General features: G+C 72.3%; 16 protein-coding genes, 1 tRNA gene and 1 riboswitch. Of the genes, 6 read left to right on the top strand and 11 right to left on the bottom strand.

Going from position 1 to position 16,852, the window contains the following annotated elements; translation table 11 throughout:
* Positions 1-15: 15 nt before the first annotated feature.
* The 7 genes from ACFY6U_RS23935 to ACFY6U_RS23905 form a co-directional block, all read right to left on the bottom strand.
* Positions 16-111, bottom strand: coding sequence for a putative leader peptide (locus ACFY6U_RS23935; RefSeq protein ID WP_350785419.1), 96 nt, complete (start codon positions 109-111; stop codon positions 16-18).
* Positions 112-154: 43 nt separating this feature from the next.
* A complete protein-coding gene (locus ACFY6U_RS23930) occupies positions 155-901 on the bottom strand; it encodes a GNAT family N-acetyltransferase (protein ID WP_390041235.1) in 747 nt (248 codons plus the stop codon).
* Between the two features lie 48 nt (positions 902-949).
* On the bottom strand, positions 950-1,975 hold the full coding sequence (locus ACFY6U_RS23925; RefSeq protein ID WP_390041233.1) for a transporter substrate-binding domain-containing protein: 1,026 nt from the start codon (positions 1,973-1,975) through the stop codon (positions 950-952).
* 67 nt (positions 1,976-2,042) lie between these two features.
* Positions 2,043-2,831, bottom strand: a complete 789-nt coding sequence (locus ACFY6U_RS23920; RefSeq protein ID WP_390041231.1) for an amino acid ABC transporter ATP-binding protein — start codon at positions 2,829-2,831, stop codon at positions 2,043-2,045.
* Positions 2,828-3,811 (bottom strand): amino acid ABC transporter permease, encoded by a 984-nt coding sequence (locus ACFY6U_RS23915; protein WP_390041229.1) that lies wholly within the window; start codon positions 3,809-3,811, stop codon positions 2,828-2,830. The genes ACFY6U_RS23920 and ACFY6U_RS23915 overlap by 4 nt, the downstream gene beginning before the upstream one ends.
* A 388-nt stretch (positions 3,812-4,199) precedes the next feature.
* Positions 4,200-4,323, bottom strand: a riboswitch (SAM riboswitch).
* Positions 4,324-4,400: 77 nt separating this feature from the next.
* A complete protein-coding gene (locus tag ACFY6U_RS23910) occupies positions 4,401-5,273 on the bottom strand; it encodes a glutathione S-transferase C-terminal domain-containing protein (protein WP_390041227.1) in 873 nt (290 codons plus the stop codon).
* A 127-nt stretch (positions 5,274-5,400) separates the two neighbouring features.
* Positions 5,401-5,532 (bottom strand): hypothetical protein, encoded by a 132-nt coding sequence (locus tag ACFY6U_RS23905; RefSeq protein WP_351500660.1) that lies wholly within the window; start codon positions 5,530-5,532, stop codon positions 5,401-5,403.
* Positions 5,533-5,692: 160 nt separating this feature from the next.
* On the opposite strand from ACFY6U_RS23905, the gene ACFY6U_RS23900 reads away from it, so the two are divergent.
* Complete coding sequence (locus ACFY6U_RS23900) at positions 5,693-5,944, top strand: hypothetical protein (RefSeq protein WP_351500662.1); 252 nt, start codon at positions 5,693-5,695, stop codon at positions 5,942-5,944.
* A 158-nt stretch (positions 5,945-6,102) separates the two neighbouring features.
* Positions 6,103-6,912 carry a hypothetical protein gene (locus ACFY6U_RS23895; protein ID WP_390041225.1) on the top strand — a complete coding sequence of 270 codons (810 nt, stop codon included), beginning with the start codon at positions 6,103-6,105 and terminating at the stop codon, positions 6,910-6,912.
* A 1-nt stretch (position 6,913) separates the two neighbouring features.
* Here ACFY6U_RS23895 and ACFY6U_RS23890 read toward each other — a convergent pair whose 3' ends face one another.
* Complete coding sequence (locus ACFY6U_RS23890) at positions 6,914-7,252, bottom strand: DUF2218 domain-containing protein (RefSeq protein ID WP_351500666.1); 339 nt, start codon at positions 7,250-7,252, stop codon at positions 6,914-6,916.
* Between the two features lie 554 nt (positions 7,253-7,806).
* Here ACFY6U_RS23890 and ACFY6U_RS23885 point away from each other — a divergent pair.
* Positions 7,807-8,640 carry a CAP domain-containing protein gene (locus ACFY6U_RS23885; protein WP_390041222.1) on the top strand — a complete coding sequence of 278 codons (834 nt, stop codon included), beginning with the start codon at positions 7,807-7,809 and terminating at the stop codon, positions 8,638-8,640.
* 101 nt (positions 8,641-8,741) lie between these two features.
* On the opposite strand, the gene ACFY6U_RS23880 is transcribed toward ACFY6U_RS23885, so the two are convergent.
* Both ACFY6U_RS23880 and ACFY6U_RS23875 read right to left on the bottom strand, forming a co-directional pair.
* Positions 8,742-8,815: transfer RNA gene (locus ACFY6U_RS23880), tRNA-Pro, on the bottom strand.
* Positions 8,816-8,860: 45 nt separating this feature from the next.
* Entirely contained in the window at positions 8,861-10,288 is a 1,428-nt protein-coding gene (locus ACFY6U_RS23875; RefSeq protein ID WP_390041220.1) for an MFS transporter, read from the bottom strand.
* Positions 10,289-10,495: 207 nt separating this feature from the next.
* On the opposite strand from ACFY6U_RS23875, the gene ACFY6U_RS23870 reads away from it, so the two are divergent.
* Positions 10,496-11,125, top strand: coding sequence for a TetR/AcrR family transcriptional regulator (locus ACFY6U_RS23870; protein WP_390041219.1), 630 nt, complete (start codon positions 10,496-10,498; stop codon positions 11,123-11,125).
* On the opposite strand, the gene ACFY6U_RS23865 is transcribed toward ACFY6U_RS23870, so the two are convergent.
* Positions 11,106-12,356, bottom strand: a complete 1,251-nt coding sequence (locus ACFY6U_RS23865; RefSeq protein ID WP_390041217.1) for a PP2C family protein-serine/threonine phosphatase — start codon at positions 12,354-12,356, stop codon at positions 11,106-11,108. The genes ACFY6U_RS23870 and ACFY6U_RS23865 overlap by 20 nt on opposite strands.
* A 282-nt stretch (positions 12,357-12,638) precedes the next feature.
* Between ACFY6U_RS23865 and ACFY6U_RS23860 the strand changes: the two genes are divergently transcribed.
* Both ACFY6U_RS23860 and ACFY6U_RS23855 read left to right on the top strand, forming a co-directional pair.
* A complete protein-coding gene (locus ACFY6U_RS23860; protein WP_390041215.1) occupies positions 12,639-13,607 on the top strand; it encodes a cyclase family protein in 969 nt (322 codons plus the stop codon).
* 109 nt (positions 13,608-13,716) lie between these two features.
* A complete protein-coding gene (locus ACFY6U_RS23855; protein ID WP_390041213.1) occupies positions 13,717-16,761 on the top strand; it encodes a SpoIIE family protein phosphatase in 3,045 nt (1,014 codons plus the stop codon).
* Positions 16,762-16,852: the final 91 nt, after the last annotated feature.

The raw sequence follows: 16,852 nt of genomic DNA, 5'->3' as shown, positions 1-16,852 counted from the left end.
GGCGGGGACGACTGGTCAGGAACAACAGAGCGCGCCGGCCACGCGCTGGAGGTCGATGTGCGGCCGGGAGTGCAGGACGGTACGGCGGCTGGGGCTGAGGACACGTGTCACGTCCCGCACCTCCCGGCCTGCTCCGCGTGCATCTCGTCGTGACTCACAACAGACCGGTGTTCGTGGTTGTTCCCGGGCTGCGCACCAGCAGGGTCCGGCCGCGCAGCCGCTCGGTGAAGCCGATCGACTCGTAGAGCCGGATGGCGTTCGCGTTGCCGGGGGCCGTGTGCAGGAACGGGGTCTCCCCGCGCTCCCGGATCCCGGCGGCGACCGCGCGGACGAGGCGGGCGGCCAGGCCCCGGCCCCGGTGCTCCGGGTCGGTGCAGACGGCGCTGATCTCCGTCCAGCCGGGCAGCCGGAGCCGCTCCCCCGCCATGGCTATGAGCCGGCCGCGGTGCCGGATGCCGAGATAGGTGCCCATCTCGACGGTCCGGGTGCGGAACGGGCCGGGCTCGGTGCGGGCGACCAGATCCAGCATCTCGGGCACGTCGTCCGGCCCGAGACGTACCGCCTCGGGGGCGGGCTCGGCCCGCAGTGCCGTGTCGACGAACTGGACGCCGGTCCCGCCGCCGACCACCTCCCAGCCGGGCGGTGCCGCCTCGACCGGCTTGATCTTCACGGTCGTTCCCGGGCCGACGAGTGCGAGCAGGTCGGCCCAGGCGGCCGGGTCGGTGGCGTCGGCGAGCGCCGCATAGGCGTAAACGTCGTCGGGATACCGGGCCGCCCGCCCGACCCTCTCCGCGAGGTGGGCGTGCGGGCCGGCGAGGGCCGACCAGACGGCGTTGTCGAGCGGGGACGGATCGGGTGCGAGCGGGACCCCGCCTCCGTGGAGGTCGGTCTGGACGGTCACGGGGGCGCGGTCCTTTCTCGCCTTGCGGGATTGCTTCTTGACGGGTGATCAGGAGTTGTCGAGCGGCAGTCCGGGCGGGTTCACCTCGGACTTGGCGACGGCCTCGTTGGAGAGGTTGTAGGCCTTGAGCCACTCGGCGTACTGACCGTTCTTGATCAGGTAGTTGATGGCGTCGGCGAGCGGCTTGGCGAGGCCGCTGTCCTTCTTGGCGGTGGCCGCGATGAGGCCCTGGAGGCTGGCGCCCGCGCCGGAGTAGGTGCCCGCGGTGCGGGTGGCGTTGGGCGTGTTGGCCACCTGGCGGTTGTGGTAGGCGAAGCCGGGGTTGGGGCCGAAGGAGGCGTCGATCTTGCCGCTGTTCAGGGCCAGGAAGGTGCTGGTGCTGTCCTGGAAGTACTTGACGGTGAGCTTCTTGCCCTCCTTGGCCAGCTTGTCCTTCCACTCCAGGAGGATCTTCTCCTGGTTGGTGCCGGAGCCGACGGCGACCGTCTTGCCGGCGAGGTTCTCGTAGTTGCCGTCGAAGTTCCAGGTGCTCTTCTTCGGCACGATGAAGGCGAGGTTGTCCTGCCGGTAGGAGGCGAACTCGTACTTCTTCTTGCGCTCCTCGGTGTCGGTGACGTTGGAGAAGGCCACGTCGACCTTGCCGCTGTCGATGCCGACGAAGAGGTTCTCCCAGGTGGAGTTCTTGACCTCGGCCTTGAGTCCGAAGACCGCGGCGACCAGCCGGCCGAGGTCGGGCTCGGAGCCGGTGAGGGTCTTCTGGTCGTCGCCGACGTACGCCAGCGGCGGGAACCCGGCGGGCAGGGCGCCGATGCCGATCTCCAGCGTGCCGCTCTTCTTGAGGGCGGCGGGCAGCTCGGCGCTGATGGACTTGACCTCGGAGACCTTGATGGTGGTCTGGGTGGCGGCGCCGTTGGAGACCCGGCCGACGACGACCGTGCCGGACTTGGTGCTGTCGGTGGTGGTGGCCGCGTCGCTGTTGCCCCCGCAGGCGGCGAGCCCGGTGGCGAGGGAGGCGACGGCGGTGGCCGCGGTGATGCCTCTGATCAGGCTGCGTCGGGTGATGTGGGTAGACATGGCCGTTCCTTGTCGCTGCAGGTGATGGAGGGTGGCGTGGGGGGAAGTCGAGGGGTGCGGTGGGAGGTCAGAGGACCTTGCTCAGAAAGTCCCTGGTCCGCTCGTTCTGCGGCTTGTCGAGAACCTCGGAGGGCGGGCCCTGTTCGACGATCCTGCCGCCGTCGATGAAGACCACCCGGTCGGCGATCTCGCGGGCGAAGCCGATCTCGTGGGTGACGATGACGAGCGTGGTGCCGCTGGTCGCCAGGTCCTTGATGACCGCGAGGACCTCGCCGACGAGTTCCGGGTCCAGGGCCGAGGTGGGCTCGTCGAAGAGGATCACACCGGGACGCAGGGCGAGCGCGCGGGCGATGGCGACGCGCTGCTGCTGGCCGCCGGACAGCTGCCGCGGATAGGCGCCGATCCGTTCGCCGAGGCCGACGCGTTCGAGGAGTTCCTTGGCCAGCGCCTGCGCCTCGGGCTTGGCCAGCTTTCCGGTGGCGACGGGGGCCGCCGCCACGTTGTCGAGGACGGTCAGATGCGGGAAGAGGTTGAAGTTCTGGAAGACGAAGCCGATCCGGCCGCGCTGGGCCAGGATGTCGCGCTCGCTCAGCTCCTTGAGCCGCTCGCCCTGCCGCTTGACCCCGATCAGCTCGCCGTTGACGCTGACGTGGCCGATCTCGGGCTTCTCCAGGTGGTTGATGACCCTGAGGAGAGTGGACTTGCCTGAGCCGGACGGGCCGAGGATGACGGTGACCTCGCCGGGCCGTACGGTCAGGTCGACGCCGTCGAGCACGCGGTGGGCGCCGTACCACTTGTGGACGTCGTGGATCTCCAGGGAGGCCGGGGCCGTCTCCAGGGTGTCGGTGGTGGTCATACGGCGGCCTCCCGGCGGATTCGGGCGCGCAGGTCACCGAGCCCGGCCCGCAGTTTCTGCAGGGGCGTCGGCGGCAGGGTGCGCGCGGCACCCCGGGCGTAGTACCGCTCGACGTAGAACTGGATCACGGAGACCACGCTCGTGAGGATCAGGTACCAGACGGTCACCACCAGCAGCAGCGGCACGATGTCGCCGGGGTAGGTGGAGCCCATGGTCTGTGCGGAGCCGAACAGGTCGAGCAGCGAGACGTAGAAGACCAGCGAGGTGCCCTTGATCAGGCCGATCAGCTGGTTGACGTAGTTCGGGATGATCGAGCGCAGCGCCTGCGGGAAGACGATCTTCCGGAACTGGTAGCCCTTCGGAAGGCCGAGTGCGGCGGCCGCCTCGTGCTGTCCCTGGTCCACGGAGAGGATGCCGCCGCGCACCACCTCGGCCGCGTAGGCCGCCTCGTTGAGACTGAGGCCGAGCACGGCGATCACCATGTCGGTGGCGAGCTTCGACTCGTCGAAGGAGAAGAAGGCCGGCCCGAAGGGGACGCCGAGACTCAGCGTCTTGTAGAGGGCGCTGAAGTTGTAGAGGAAGAGCAGGACCACGATGAGCGGGATGGAGCGCAGCGCCCACACGTAGGTCCAGCTGACGGCGCGCAGCACCGGGCTCTTCGACAGCCGGGCCAGGGCGAGCAGGATGCCGCCGAGGAGGCCCAGCACCGCGCTGTAGGCGGTGACTTCGAGGGTGATGAGCAGCCCGTCGAGGATGTTCGGCCGTAGGAACCAGTAGCCGAAACGGTCCCACTGGTAGAAGGGGTTGGACACCAGTCCGTGCACGAACTGGGCGGCCAGGACCAGGACGACGGCGGTGGCGATCCACCGTCCCGGCCTGCGCAGCGGCAGAACACGCTGTGCGGAGAGGGGTTTTGACGGCTCATCGGCAGCGGGCGGTGCCTCGGGGGCGGCGATCGTGGCGCCTGGGGGTTCACTCATGGCGGGCTCCGGCGGAGTCGGACACCCACGTGTCCCACGGCGGGGGCCGCGCACCGGGCCGTGTTCGGGCACGGTTCGGTGCGCGGGGGCGCGCGGGCACGGGGGCTGGGCGGACGGCGGCACACCGGACGGCCGGTGTTTCGACGGGGACGCTGGGGTGCGGAACTGCGGGGAACCGGCGGAAGAGCCTGGTCAGACCCGACAGCGGGCACAGCCCGGGGCGGTACACGCGCTACACAGGGCGCTGTTGACACGGAGCAGGTCGACGGCGCGGTCGGCGACGAGGGGGCTCGGGTACGGGCGTACGCAGCCCTCGGCGCGGCGCTGGGCCGTCCTGGGAGCTGCGTACATGTCCGTCACCTGTCACTGTCGTGCCGGCCCCGAGGGGCACTCGCGCTTACCGAATCGTCGCTTGCCGAAACGTCGTCGGTCCGGTCGTCACCTGGGGCACCCCACCGCGGTGCGAGGGTTGCCGGTCAGCAAGCCAGGGCTTGACGCTGACGCTCATGACCGTTCTGGTCCGTAAGTAACGCAGTTGGCCAAACGAATGTCAACGCCTGTCCGACTGGCGAAACGGTTCAGGCCGCTCTCACCTGCGAGGACCGCGGGGGACGTCTGCCGCGTGGCCCGCCCAGTCCAGGATCTGGACGGCCGCGCCGGCGGCTTCCAGGCCCTGGCAACGGCCGTGGTGGCGGCGGGCGATGCCGTCGAGGTCGAGGTGGGTGCCGAAGGCCGGGTGGGCGGCCAGCCGGCGGGCGTAGGCCCACAGCGCCGGGTGGCCGGCGATGGCGTGCACGGCGGCGGCGTCCAGGTGGTTGCGGTGCACGGTGTCGAGTTGCACCAGGGCCACCCACAACTCGATGTCGGCGGCGGTGAGTTGCCCGCCGACCAGGAACTCCACCCCGGTCAGCCGGCGCTCCAGCCCGTCCAGGGTGGCGAGCAGCAGCTCCAGCGCCTCCGGGTCACCGCCCTCGCGGCCGGCGCACTGGGCGGCCTGTTCGATGTCCTCGGCGCACAGCCGCTCGACGGCCTCGATCTCGGCCTCGGCGCCGCACGGGTAGAGCCGGGCGACGCCGTCGCCGAAGTGCTGGTCCAGGTCGCGCAGGATGTCCCGGCTGTGGGTGCTGACGATCCTGCCGGACCACCCGTCGCTGAACACCGGTGCGAGGGCCGGTCCCGAGTAGCGGTGCGCGCTGGCCTCGTACAGCGGGCGCAGCACCGCGTGGCTGCCGTCGGGACAGTCCGGGACGGCGGGCAGGAAGGTGACCGGACAACAGTCGTCCAGGGCCAGCAGGCTGTGCCCGACGGCGATCCGGAGGCCGTCGGGACAGGCGGTGGACAGGTGCAGCCGGTAGCGGCGCGGCACGGCGTAGTGGCCGCTGCGCGCGTCGCGGCCGATACGGCCCCGGAAGCCGGGGGCGGTGCGGACGGACGGCAGGGCGGCGAGTGGAGTGATGGACATGCGTCTCCCCGGGGGCGGGCGGGCGCGCGGACGTACGCGCGGCGGAAGCGTTCGTCGGTGGGTTGTCGGTGGGCCGTGGCGCGTCCCGGCGGACGGGCGCCCGGCTCGTACGGCCGGGACCGGGCGCTCAGTCTCTGCGGCCGGTGGCGCCGCACATCCGCAGCAGGTCGATGTGGCGGCGGGAGGTGAGCAGGGGGGCCGTCCAGGGCGCGGGGCTCTCACGGCGCTGTCTGCCGGTGAGCGTGCGCAGGCGACCCATCTTTCCCTACCTTTTCACTAGGATTCCCACCTGGAGTGTCGATCGGCCTCCGTCCGGCGTCAAGGGGGCGTCCACGCCTGGGACACCCGGCCCCGACTTGCCGCCGGCCGGGAGGGGCGGTGCGCTGGTGGCGGAGGCCGAGTGACAGGAGCCGGAGCCGATGACCGAGCCCCCGGGTCCCGGGCCGGTGCCCGGCGCCGTGCCCGAGACCTTCGCGTTCCGCTGCGGGCGGTGCGGCCGGGCCTGGGAGGCCACCTTCCAGGCGGTGTTCTTCACCGACCCGGTCGCCGACCCGGAGCTGCAGAGCACCCTGGAGTACGTCGACGAGGCCGGCCGGGCCGTGCCGTCGCCGCTCACGGACGCGGTGTGCCCGCGCTGTGGCAGCCGGCGGGTGCGGATCACGGCGGCCTGATCACGACGCTCACCCGAATGGCACGTGCGGGTGGTCGGCGCACGCGGCCGGTGGTGGCGTGGAGGGACGCAGCGACGTCGTCCGGCGTCGTCCGGCGGGAGGGGCGCACCGGCGCCGTCCGCCCAGTGACGTACCGCGTCCCCGAGGAGGCAGTCGCGATGACCCGTCCGTCCCGACCCGCGCGTGTGCTCGCCACGGCCCTGGCGGCGGGGACCCTGCTCGCCACGGCGGCCTGTTCGGACGGCAGCGGCTCCCCCGAGGCCGCGGCCGTCTCGCCCGCCGCCGAGCGCTCCCCGGCCCCGTCGCGCACCCCCACCCTCACCGGCCCCGGGGCGCAGGCCGCGCTGATCACGCCGGCCGACATCGAGGACAACTGGCAGCTGGCCAACGACGCGGCCACCTGGCGCAACCAGATGCTGGTCGGGAAGGTCGACGTCGCCCAGTTCCTCAACGCCAAGTCGGACGCCGCCGACTGCCAGCGACTGCTGGACAGCCTCTACTCCGACACCCTGCTGGGCCGCGCCACCGGCGCCTCCGGGCTGCGCGGCTTCACCTCGGAGGACTCCCGGCTGCTGTACCAGGTCGGCGACTACGGCCAGGCCGCCATGGAGGCCACCATCAAGTGGCTGAGGAACCTCCCCGCGGAGTGCAGCCAGTTCTCGGCCACCGCCTCGGACGGCAGCAAGCGGACCGTGCAGGTCGTCGAGTACAAGGAACCGCCCAAGGTGGGCGACGAGCTGGCGGCGCTCACGGTCACCGTCCAGGGCACCTCGAACGGGCAGCCCGCCACGACCACCCTCGACGTCGCGGCGCTGCGCGTCGGCGCCTCCGGAGCCGCGGTCACCAACGGCGGCCTCTCGGGCGTCGACCACGACAGCACCGCCCTCGCCCTGCAGAACGGCGCCGAGCGCCTCAAGGAAGTACTGTCCGGCAGGACCCCAGCACCGCTGCCGAGCCAGTTCGACTAGGTCAGAGGGGTTTGGGGTCTTCGGAGTTGCGCTGGGTGGTGCCCGGCTCCCCGTTGTCGCGGTGCCAGGCGACGACGAGTTCGTCACGGGTGCCGAAGCGGACCAGGTGCCGGCCGACGACGCCCTCCAGGACTTCGAGGTTCTCGGGGTCCGTCTCCACGGTGAGCAGCAGGGCGCCCTCGGTCGCGGTCAGGGTGCCGGTGCCGTTCTGGAAGACGATGCCGCCGGTGCCGGTCTCCTCGTCCCAGCTGGTCTGCGAGCGGCGGCCCAGGTGCGAGGCGAGCTGCTTGGCGTAGCGGGCGGGGCGGTCGGTGGGGACGCGGGCTTCGGAGCGGGCCATCTGGGACTCCCGGTGGTGCGGGGCGGGCGTACGGCGACGGGTTCACGCTACGTCGGGGCGGGGGGTCGGGCGCCGTACCCGGGGCCGCAAGCTATGCATGCCGGCCGTGTCACCTGACGTCGTCGGGCGTCGCGGGCAGGTGCGTCAGTCGTTCACCGGCGTTCGGTCGCCTTGGCCTGTCCGTCCAGGTCAGACCAGACCACCACCCGTGACATCCGCCACAATGGTTCCGGATCTACGCGTGCCGGATAGTAGAGACCACTCAGTCGACAAATGGGATTTGTCCCGCTTAAGGCGCCCATGCGTCGCGCCCGGATTCACGACTCCTCCCCCAGCGAGCCACTGTCATCCGTCCTCCGCGCACATACGGATCCTGACGGGGCGACAGAACTCCACAGCGGCCATGAACAGCAGACCAGTGCGCCTCACTCCCCTGGCAAGGGCCGCAGGAACCTACGAGACGAGTTAGTACCGAGGCCCTTTGCGCTCCATGTGAAGACGTCCTAAGAATGACGACCCGCAGGACGCCGCCGCAGCTCAGGAGCGGGTTACACATGGCAAAGCATCGTAAGAACACGCCTTACCGGCGGATAGTCGTCGCTGCCGTCGCAGTGGGCACCGTGGGCATACCGTCCGCCGCCATGGCCTGTACCGACTGGCCCGGCAGCGGCGGACACCGGTCCGACAGCGCCGGGGTCAGCACGACGAAGGACTCGTGGAGCAGGAAGGGCTGGTGGAACGAGGCGAACCGGGGCCGGCCCTGGGACGCCAACCAGGCCGGCGAGCCCTCGGGGACGGCATCGGCGGCGCCGAGCGCCACGAAGACTCCCCCTGCGAGTGCGAAGAAGACCACCGCGCCCAGGCCGAGGGCCACAGCGTCCTGGCACACCGCACGTACCACCGCTCCCAGGCCCAGCACCACCGCGTCGCCCAGCCCCCGGAAGACCACCACCGCTGCCGCCTCCGCGGCCCCCAAGCCGTCGAGCAGTCCGAAGGCCGCCGCCACGGCGTCCGGAGTCGTGGCTCGCGTCCTGGAACTCGTCAATGCCGAGCGCGGCAAGGTCGGCTGTTCGGCCCTGACCCTGAACACGACCCTGACCAAGGTCGCGCAGGCACACAGTGAGGACATGGCTCTCCACCAGAACATGTCACACTCCGGGTCCGACGGCTCCTCCCCCGGAGACCGCATCACCGGTGCCGGGTACACCTGGAGCGCCTACGGCGAGAACGTGGCCTACGGCTACGCCTCTCCCGAGCAGGTCATGGCCGCGTGGATGGCCAGCCCCGGCCACAAGGCCAACATCCTCAACTGCGCGTTCAAGGAGATCGGCGTCGGTCTCGCACAGCCCGACAGCTACTGGACCCAGGACTTCGGCACCCCCCGCTGAGCGAATGCCGCCTGCCGGCGGCATGTTCGCCCCGAAGCCGGAAACACCCCACGCGGAAAAGGGCCCCCGCAGGCTTTCACCTGCGAAGACCCTTCGCACCGTCGGGACGACAGGATTTGAACCTGCGACCCCTTGACCCCCAGTCAAGTGCGCTACCAAGCTGCGCCACGTCCCGCTGCGGAGTCACGCGGTGGTTGCCGCGTGATCACGCAGGTCAACACTACCGCACGCGTACGGGTGCTGCCGCCGGCCGCTCCGTGACCGGGTCGGCGACGCGGCTCGCGCGGCGGACCGGGACGAGGAGGGCGGCGCCGGCCGCGGTCAGGCAGAACAGTGCGAGCAGGGCCCAGGCGTGGGTGTAGCCGGAGGCGTACGGCAGTCCGGAGGACTGGAGCCGGCCGGTGACCAGGACGCTGGTGAGCGCGGCGCCGATCGAGCCGCCGATGGTGCGGATGTTGGCGTTCATTCCGGTCGCGGCGCCGGTCTGCTCGGGCGGCACGCTGCCGACGATGAGGTTGGCCATCGAGGCGAAGGCCAGGCCGATGCCGAGGCCGAACAGACCTGCGACGACGCCGATCTGCCACTGCGCGTCGTGCCAGAGGGTGAGGAAGCCGCAGGCCAGTGCGCCGAGCGCGGCCCCCGCGGTGAGCTGCGCCTTGGCGCCCACGCGGGGTTCGAGGCGGCCGCCGACGACACCCGAGAGGAACATGGCGATGAGCATCGGGAGCATGAGCAGGCCGGACTCGGTGACGGTGGCGCCGAAGCCGTAGCCGGCCGCGGCGGGGGTCTGGACGAAGCCGGGCAGGAAGGACCAGATCGCGTACATGCCGGCGCCGAAGAGGAGAGCGGCCGTGTTGGTGGTCCAGACGGCCGGCAGCCGCATCACGCGCAGGTCGATGAGCGGGGTGACGGAGCGGGACTCGGTGAGCAGCCATACGGCGAACAGGACGACGGCCGCGCCGAACAGGCCGAGCACCCTGGCCGAGCCCCAGCCCCACTGACCGGCCTGGCTCAGCGGCAGCAGCAGCGCCACCAGCCAGGCGGAGAGCAGTCCGGCACCGAGCCAGCTGACGCTGCCCTCGGCCCGCTTGGGCGACTCGGGGACGTAGCGGGCGGCGATCAGGACGGTGGCCGCGACCACGCCGACGGGGATCCAGAACAGCCAGCGGTAGTCGAGCGCCGAGACGATCGGTCCCGCGGCCACGATGCCGACACCGCCGCCGGCCGCGATCACCGCGGAGAGGTTGCTGATGCTGCCGCTGACCTCGGCCGGGGTGAACTCGTCGCGGATGATGCCGAAGGAGAGCGGGAACAGGGCGCCGCCGATGCCCTGGACGACCCGGGCGATGATCAGGACGCCGATGTTCGGCGCGAGGGCGGCGACCAGACAGCCGGCCAGGACGGCCAGCAGGACGGCGACGAGGGTGCGCTTCTTGCCGATCAGGTCGCCGGCCCGGCCGAGTATCGGGGTGAAGACCGAGGCGGACAGCAGATACGCCGTCATCACCCAGGTCGCGGTGGACTGGGAGGTGTGCAGGGCGTGCTGGACGGTCGGCAGGGCCGGTGCGACCAGCGACTGGAGCATGGAGAACACGCCGGCACCGGTCGCGAGGACCGCGAAGGTGAGGCGGGTGGACTTCCGGGGCATGAGGGCCTCTCCGAAATCGGAACGGAGGGAAGAGGGAAAGAGGGAAAGAGGGAAGGACGAGGGAGGCACCGGGCCGCGTCCGGCCATGGCGGTACCGCTCCGCACTGCTAAAGTGGAGGTGCCCCTCCACTCTACTGGAGGCCACCCTCCGCTTCAACCGAAGTCGAGGAAACCCTCCGGTTCACCCTTGCCGCACGGGAGGCAGCAGTGTCGGACAGCCCGTTCCCCGTCAGTGAGATCGTCGCGTCCCGCAGACCGCACCGTAAGGACGCGGCCCGCAACTACGACGCGCTGGTCACAGCCGCCCGCGAGGCGTTCGCCGAGCGGGGCGCGGACGTCTCCCTGGAGGACGTCGCCCGTCGCGCGGGGGTCGGGATCGGCACCCTCTACCGGAACTTCCCGACCCGCCGCGACCTCTTCGAGAGCGTCTACGCGGACGAGGTCAACGCGCTGTGCCGGGCCGCCGTGGACCTGGCCGGGCTGGAGCCGTGGGCGGCCCTGACCTCGTGGCTGGACCGCTTCACCGGCTACATGGTCACCAAACGGGCGGTGCGCGAGGCCCTCAACGACGAGTCGGAGATCTTCCAGGCCTGCCGTGACTCGATGTACGCGGCCGGCGGCCCGCTGCTGGAGCGGGCCCAGAAGGCGGGCGTGGTCCGCACCGACATGGAGATCGGCGACCTGCTCCGCATGGTCTCGGGCATCACGGCGACGGCCTTCGAGGACGACGCCCAGCGCGACCGCGTCCTCGGCATCGCCCTGGACGGGGTACGCGCCGGCCGCCAGGGGTTCCGGCCGCTCGGCGGCGGCGCGCGGCTCAGAGCCGTACGACGATGAGCGCGATGTCGTCCCGGCCGCCGCTGGCGACGCCCAGGCGGGCCAGCACGGTGTCGGCGAGCTGTTCGGTGCCCAGATGGATGAACTCGCCGAGGATGCCGGCCAGTTGCTCCAGCCCCTCGTCGATGTCCTGGTCCCGCCGCTCGATGAGCCCGTCGGTGTACAGGACGAGGATGTCGCCCGGCTTGTACGGCAGGCTCGCCTGCGGGCGGGGGACGTGCTGCGGGCGGGCGCCGAGCGGTGGGTCGGTGGCCTGGTCCAGCAGTTCGCAGCTGCCGTCGGGGTGGATGAGCATCGGCGGCGGATGGCCGGCACTGCTGTAGGTGATCAGGCGGCTGCGCATGTCGACGACCGCATTGACCGCGGTGGTGCCCAGGGCCCCCTCGACGGACCTGGCGTACAGGCCGAGCACCTCCAGCGCCTGGGCGGGGCGCTCCAGGGCCCGGGTGGCGGCGGACAGGGCGCTGCGCAGCATGCCCATGACGGCCGCCGCCTCCAGGCCGTGGCCGATGACGTCGCCCACCGCGACGGCGAGCCGGTCCGGCGCGATGTCGACGACGTCGTACCAGTCGCCGCAGACGTTGAGGGAGCCGGTGGCGGGCAGGTAGCGCACCGCGATGTCGCCGTGGTGGGCCAGGTCGGGGACGTGGAGCATGGCTTCCTGCAGGATGACGGCGACCTCGCGCTCGCGGGTGTGCGCCTGCCGCAGGTCCTCGTTCAGCCGTTGCAACTCCCGCGCCCGGGCGTACAGTTCCGCCTCCAGAGCCTGCGTCTCCTTCAGCCGGTGCCCCTCCAGGACGCCGTCGGCGTGGGTGGCACGGTACTCCATGACGAACGCGGTGACGTCCTCCACCCGGTGGATGATGTACGTCACCTCCCCGTCCGGGCCGAGCACGGGGGTGTTCACCGGGGACCACCACCGCTCCTCGAAGACCCCGGGACGGCTGACGACGGGGATGTCGTACTTCTGCAGCGCCATCGTGTCGGGCCGGCCGGTGGCGAGGACCCGGCGCAGGGATGCGCCGAGGTTGCGGACCCCGTCGGCGTCCGGGTCGGCGGGGTTGTCCGGGAACGCGGTGAAGATGTGCCGCCCGAGCAGGTCCTCCCGGGTGCGTCCGGTGGCCGCGAGATAGGCCCGGTTCACATCGACGATGACCAGGTCGGGTCCCAGCACCAGATACGGGCTCGGCGTCGCGGCGAACAGCGCCGTGTGATCAACCCGCGATGCCACCGCTGACGCTCCTTCCCGCCTCAACGGCTCCCACCTCAATCTACGGTCCGCCCTGCGGCTCTGCCCGCCGTGCGGCCGCGGAGGACCGGCTCGGCCGGCCTGCCCGGGGCTCGTCCGCGCGCCCGACGCCGTGAACCGGCGCGTCGGCGCGGGCCGTGCCAGGCTGGGAATCCGGGCGGCCGGCCGCCACGGGTCGCCGGGCCCGTGCGACGGCGTACGGCCGCGCGGAGCGCTGCCCCCGCCGCCGGGGCCGTGTGTCGACGCGGAAAGCGGTGAGTACGGATGAGCGCGAGCCCTGCGGACGGCCCGGACCCCGGTCCCATCGGGGGCCGCAACGGGCCTGCCGTCTCCCGCCGGGATTTCGACACACTCTTCGAGGAGGTCCGCACCTGGGGCCGCTGGACCCCGGCCGACCGCGGCGCCTGGAACCGGGTGACCGCGCAGTGGGTACGACGGGCCGTGGCCGCCGTGCGGTCCGGCCGGGTCGTACCGCTGGCGCTGCCCTGGAACACCGTGCCCGGCCCCGACAACCCCAGGCCCGCCCTGCACCACATGACCGATCTCGGCGACGTGGAGAGCCCGGAGCCCGCCACCCACAAGGACTTCGTCGCCGCCGACTACCACGGCAAGGCCGTCACCCATCTCGACGCCCTGTGCCACGTCTCCTACCGCGGGCGGCTCTACGACGGCCGGACGGCGAAGGACGTCGTCGGCGCGGCGGGCGCCCGTTTCGGAGCGGTGTCGGCGCTCGGCCCCCTCGTCACCCGGGGCGTGCTCCTCGATCTCCCCGCCGTGCTCGGGGTCCGCTGGCTGGAGCCGGGAGTGGCGGTGCACGCGGCGGAGGTGCTCGCCGCGGAGCGGGCACTCGACGTGCGGATCGGCGAGGGCGACGCGGTGCTCCTGCGCTCGGGGCGGACCCGCCGTCGCGCGGACCTCGGCGCCTGGGACCCGGGCACGGCCTGCGCGGGCCTCCACGTGGACGCCGTACCGCTGCTGGCCGAGCGCGGCATCGCGCTGCTCGGGGGTGACGGCGACAGTGACGTACGGCCCTCCCCCGTGGACGGCGTGCACTCGCCCGTCCACGCCCTCGCCGTGGCCGCGATGGGGGTGCCGCTGCTGGACAACCTCGACCTGGAGGCCCTGTCGGCCGCGACGGCCCGGGCCGGGCGGTACGAGTTCCTGCTCGTGGTGGCGCCGCTGAACATCCCGGGCGGGACGGGCTCGCCGGTCAACCCGGTCGCCGTCCTGTGACGACGAGTGCGCAATGTCTGTAACCTCACGTATACCCTAATGTTGTAGTAAAGGTTGTTGTGGTGAAGTTGTAGCGAAACGGACTCGGCGGACGCGAGTGAGGCGAAGCGTGGTTCGGGGCGGCGGGAAAGCGGCAGCGACGGACGGCAAGGGGCCCGCCCGCTCGCGTGAGCGTTTCCTGCAGGGCGAGGCGGTCGAGGTCGGCGTACGCCCTCCCATCTCGCACTCGTGGCAGCGCTGCCGTGCCCTGGGGCTCTCCCCCGACCAGCCCGGACTCCCCTTCCGGGACGACTTCGAGCATGACGCCCGGATCATCCGTGCGGCCGTACCGGTGCTGGACCGGCTGCAGTCCCGGTTCGCCGGCAGCAGGATGAACATCTCCGTCGCGGACGCGAACGGGACGGTCCTGCTGCGTCGTTTCGGAGACGCGTCGCTGGCCAGAAGCCTCCCGGCGTTCCAGCGCGTCCCCGGGTTCGTGTTCGCGGAGCGGTACGCCGGCACCAACGGGATCGGGCTCGCCCTGGCGGAGCGGCAGCTCGTCCAGGTCTACGGCGCCGAGCACTTCGCCGAGCGCGCACAGGGCAACGCCTGCCGGGCGCTGCCCGTCCGCGATCCGATCAGCGGCCGCATCGAGGGCGTCCTGTGCCTCGGCTACCCGCGCAGCGCCGAGGACCCGGCGCTGGCCACCGTGATACGCCGGGCGGCCCACGCCATCGAGAGGCGGCTGCTCGGACAGAGCTCCGAGCGCGAGCGGGCCCTGCTGCGGGCGTACCTGGACACCGGCGCCGAGACCGCCGCCGGACCTCACCACCGCGTGGGTCTCAGCGAGCCGGCCCTCGGGGTGCGCCCCTGCGACCGGGCGATTCTCATGCAGAAGGCCGTCGAGCTGATCTCCTGGGCGCAGCGAGCCGCCGTCCACGTGACCCTGTCCGACGGTCGGCGGATCACGCTGGTCAGCCGTCCGACGACGACCGCCACCGGCGTGCAGGGCTTCGTCATCGAGGCCGTGCTGCCCGGGCCCGCACCGCACGAGCCCCTTCTCGTCCCGTGGCCGGCCGAGGAGGCGCGGCGCCCCGTCCTCGTCCCCGCCGACTTCGCCCACGACACCGCCGCGTCCGTCGAACCCGCCGCGTCCTCCGCGCCCGCCTCCGTCGTCCAGGCGACGTCCGTCGTTCTCGCCGTCCCGCCGTCTGCGGCCGTCCCCGTCTCCGTGGCGCCCGCGACCGTACCCGGAACCGCGGCCCCCGGCCTCGTACCCCTCCGGGCCGAGACACGCGGCACGGACGCGTCGGCGGGCGGTCCGGGCGGCACCGCGGACGGGGACCACGGGACGGCCGGCGGCCCCGGCTGGACGGCGGGCGGCTACGGCTCCGGAGCCCGCCCCGGCGTCGCGGCCGGCGGTCGTCGCGGCTCGCCGCCCCCCGCAGAGCCTCCGACAGAGCACTCGGCCAGGGGGCTCGTGCTGGTCGGAGAGCCGCATGTGGGGCGGTACGCCCTCGCCGCCCGTCGCCGCCTGGAGCTGCTGACCGAGGCCAGCACGCGCATCGGGACCACCCTCGACGTGCGGCGCACCGCCGAGGAACTCGCCGAGACGGCGGTGCCACGGCTGGCCGACTACGTCACGATCGACCTGCCCGAGGCCGTGCTGCGGGGCGAGGAGGCCGCCGACCCCTTCACCGACCTGTACCGCACGGTGGTCCACGGCATCGCCGACGACTGTCCGTTCCACCCGGTCGGCAAGCGCGTCGACTACGGCCCGGCCACGCCGCACCTGCGCTGCCTGAGCGGCGGGCAGGCCGTGCTGGAACCGGACCTGAGGGCCACCATGGGATGGCTCGCCCACGACCCGCCGCGCACCGAGGTGATGCTGGCGCACGTCCACTCGCTCATCGCCGTCCCCCTGGTGGCCCGCGGCGTCGTCCTCGGCGTGGCCGCGTTCTACCGCGGGCAGCACCTCGCGCCCTTCGACGACGACGACCGCTCCCTCGTCCAGGAACTCGCCGGCCGCGCCGCCCTGTCCATCGACAACGCCCGGCGCTACACGCGCGAGCGCACCATGGTGCTGACCCTGCAGCGCAGCCTGCTCCCGCAGGGTCTGCCCGACCAGGACGCCGTCGACGTGGCGCATCGCTACCTGCCCGCGGAGTCGGACGTGGGCGGGGACTGGTACGACGTCATCCCCCTCTCCGGCACCCGGGTCGGCCTCCTGGTCGGCGACGTCGTGGGCCACGGCATGCTCTCCGCCGCCACCATGGGGCGGCTGCGCACCGCCGCCCGCAGCTTCGCCGAACTCGACTTCTCCCCGGACGAGGTCCTCACCCACCTCGACAACCTGGTGGGACGCCTCGACCGGGAGGCCCCCGCCGCGGGCGACACGGGCATCTTCGGCGCGACCTGCCTGTACGCCGTCTACGACCCGACCACGCAGCAGTGCACCATGGCCCGCGCCGGGCACCCGCCTCCCGCGCTCGTCCGCCCCGACGGCACGGTCACCTTCCCGGACCTGCCCGCCGGGCCCCCGCTGGGCCTCGGCGGCCTGCCCTTCGAGGCCGTCGACATCGCTCTCCCCGAGGACAGCCGGCTGGTCCTCTACACCGACGGGCTCATCGAGGACCGCAACCGCGACGTGGACCTGGTCCTCGAACGGTTGCGGGGCGCCCTCGCCCACCCGGACCGCACGCCCGAGGAGATCTGCGAGACGCTTCTGGACACGGTGGCCCCGGTCCACCCCCGTGACGACATCGCCCTGCTCGTCGCCCGTACCCACGCACTGCCCGAACACCGGATCGCCACCTGGGACCTGCCCGCCGACCCCTCCCTCGTCAGCGAGGTCCGTTCCTCGGCGATGCGCCGGCTCGCCGACTGGGGACTCGAGGAGGCCGGGTTCGCCGCGGAGCTGGTGCTGAGCGAACTGGTCACCAACGCCATCCGCCACGGCTCCGGCCCCGTCCGGGTACGGCTGCTGCACGGCCGGACCCTGATCTGCGAGGTCTCCGACCGCAGCAACACCGCCCCGCACCTGCGCCGGGCGGCCACCACCGACGAGGGCGGCCGCGGCCTGTTCCTGGTGGCCCAGCTGGCGCGGAGCTGGGGCACCCGCTACATCCGGCAGGGCAAGGTCATCTGGGCCGAGTGCGGGCTCGACGCCGCCTGAGGCCGTGGGAGCCGGGACCGTCGGCGCGGCTCGCGCGGCTGACCCGTCGGTGTCGTCACAGGCCCCGGATCCGGCATCCCGGCCGGCCCTT

The organism is Streptomyces sp. NPDC013157 (assembly GCF_042899865.1).
GTDB lineage: Bacteria > Actinomycetota > Actinomycetes > Streptomycetales > Streptomycetaceae > Streptomyces.
Note: the sequence above shows the minus strand (reverse complement) of the source record. Positions and strands in the feature narration are given on the sequence as shown.

Excerpts from the sequence above, each read along its gene's own strand:
- ACFY6U_RS23890 (WP_351500666.1), bottom strand. The coding sequence starts at position 7,252 with ATGGCCCGCTCCGAAGCCCGCGTCCCCACCGACCGCCCCGCCCGCTAC.
- ACFY6U_RS23915 (WP_390041229.1), bottom strand. The coding sequence starts at position 3,811 with ATGAGTGAACCCCCAGGCGCCACGATCGCCGCCCCCGAGGCACCGCCC.
- ACFY6U_RS23910 (WP_390041227.1), bottom strand. The coding sequence starts at position 5,273 with ATGTCCATCACTCCACTCGCCGCCCTGCCGTCCGTCCGCACCGCCCCC.
- ACFY6U_RS23895 (WP_390041225.1), top strand. The coding sequence starts at position 6,103 with ATGACCCGTCCGTCCCGACCCGCGCGTGTGCTCGCCACGGCCCTGGCG.
- ACFY6U_RS23860 (WP_390041215.1), top strand. The coding sequence starts at position 12,639 with ATGAGCGCGAGCCCTGCGGACGGCCCGGACCCCGGTCCCATCGGGGGC.
- ACFY6U_RS23925 (WP_390041233.1), bottom strand. The coding sequence starts at position 1,975 with ATGTCTACCCACATCACCCGACGCAGCCTGATCAGAGGCATCACCGCG.
- ACFY6U_RS23900 (WP_351500662.1), top strand. The coding sequence starts at position 5,693 with ATGACCGAGCCCCCGGGTCCCGGGCCGGTGCCCGGCGCCGTGCCCGAG.
- ACFY6U_RS23920 (WP_390041231.1), bottom strand. The coding sequence starts at position 2,831 with ATGACCACCACCGACACCCTGGAGACGGCCCCGGCCTCCCTGGAGATC.
- ACFY6U_RS23905 (WP_351500660.1), bottom strand. The coding sequence starts at position 5,532 with ATGGGTCGCCTGCGCACGCTCACCGGCAGACAGCGCCGTGAGAGCCCC.
- ACFY6U_RS23875 (WP_390041220.1), bottom strand. The coding sequence starts at position 10,288 with ATGCCCCGGAAGTCCACCCGCCTCACCTTCGCGGTCCTCGCGACCGGT.
- ACFY6U_RS23885 (WP_390041222.1), top strand. The coding sequence starts at position 7,807 with ATGGCAAAGCATCGTAAGAACACGCCTTACCGGCGGATAGTCGTCGCT.